Source organism: Bartonella sp. AD328YNZD (genome assembly GCF_042196425.1).
Window position 1 is genome coordinate 1 of record NZ_JBHIQG010000470.1, and the last position, 1509, is coordinate 1509.

Below are 1509 nucleotides of genomic sequence, written 5' to 3' on the forward strand. Positions count from 1 at the left end.
CAAGCTACAACTATAACTCCATACAAGAACGAATAAATACAAAATTAAATGGAGCGGGCGATGGGATTCGAACCCACGACCCCAACCTTGGCAAGGTTGTGCTCTACCCCTGAGCTACACCCGCTCACCGATTCGATATATATCTTGCTTGTATGGCGTAGGCTTTTACGAATTGCAACAAAAAAATATCATTTCTGTTTGATTTATTTTGTCCATGTTTCGATAAAATGAAATAAAGATTGATTTTAGAAAATTCTTCAGTAATAAATTATTCCTTTTTTAATTTTTGCATGGAGAGGGGTGGAGTATAATGTTGAAGAGAATAAATATATTAGGGATTATCATTGCAACTGTTTTTATGATGAACAGTGTTGCAAAGGCCGATGACCAAGTTAAACACGTTAAAGTTGCAATAACGCAAATTATGGTCCATCCTGCTGCGGATGCTGTTCGTAAAGGTGTGGAAGATGTGCTTGCAGCAAATGGCTATAAGCAAGGTGAAAATTTTCACCTTACCTTTTTATCAGCGCAGGGTAATATTTCAACAGCAACGCAAATTGCACGTAAATTTGTTGGTGATAAACCCGATGTTATTGTCGCAATTACCACGCCTTCAGCACAAACGATGCTTGCGGCAACAAAAACAATTCCTATCGTCTTTGCAGCAATTTCTGATCCTATCGGAGCTAAAATCGTTTCTTCGCTTACCAAACCTGGCGGTAATATGACAGGGAGTTCGGATCGTATAGATGTTGCAGAAAGTGTTAGACTTTTACAAGAAGTAAAACCAGATTTGAAAAAAATTGGTTACCTTTATAATGCTTCTGAGGCAAATTCTGTTTCGACACTTAAGGTATTAAAGGATGTAGCAAAAAAAGCAGGAATTGAAATCATTCCTTCATCGGCACCAAAACCTTCAGATGTTCAGGCAGCAACACGCGCTTTAATCGGTAAGGTCGATATTATTTTTGTTCCTGCTGATAATACGATTTTATCTGTTTTAGAAGGTGCAATAAAGGTCTCAGAGGAAGCCAATATGCCTGTATTTACTGTTGATGCTAATACTATCGGGCGCGGGCCTTTTATGACGCAAGGTGTGAATTTCTATGATGTAGGGGTTGATGCTGGGAAATTGGTTGTACGTATTCTAAAGGGTGAAAAGCCTGGTGATATTGATGTTGTGCAGGCGGCTAATAATGACATTCGAATTGATTTGAAAGCAGCTAAAAAAGCAGGGATTGTTATTCCGCAGGCAGTTATTGATCGTGCAACAAAAGTGATTCAATAACTTTTATTGATAGAGTGTTGATACAATAAAAATACGTTAAGTTTTCATGGGGATTGTCTTTACATGAATATATTTGCGTTTTCTGGCGCTGTGGAATTAGGCCTTATTTATGCGTTTGTTGCTATAGGGGTTTATCTTTCATTTCGGGTTTTAGATTTTCCTGATTTAACGGTTGATGGCTCGTTTCTTCTTGGTTCCTGTGTCTGTGGTGTTTTGATTCT

The 1509-nt window shown here is 38.2% G+C and carries 1 protein-coding gene, 1 tRNA gene and 1 pseudogene; 2 read left to right on the forward strand and 1 reads right to left on the reverse strand.

Annotation, left to right across the window (positions count from 1 at the left end; translation table 11 throughout):
- Window positions 1-49 precede the first annotated feature (49 nt).
- A tRNA-Gly gene (locus ACFIO3_RS12890) sits at window positions 50-124 on the reverse strand.
- Window positions 125-310: 186 nt separating this feature from the next.
- Here ACFIO3_RS12890 and ACFIO3_RS12895 point away from each other — a divergent pair.
- Window positions 311-1288, forward strand: a complete 978-nt coding sequence (locus ACFIO3_RS12895; protein WP_375609962.1) for an ABC transporter substrate-binding protein — start codon at window positions 311-313, stop codon at window positions 1286-1288.
- 63 nt (window positions 1289-1351) lie between these two features.
- Window positions 1352-1509 (forward strand): annotated as a pseudogene (locus ACFIO3_RS12900) (ABC transporter permease); the annotation flags it as partial.

Excerpts from the sequence above, each read along its gene's own strand:
- ACFIO3_RS12895 (WP_375609962.1), top strand. The coding sequence starts at position 311 with ATGTTGAAGAGAATAAATATATTAGGGATTATCATTGCAACTGTTTTT.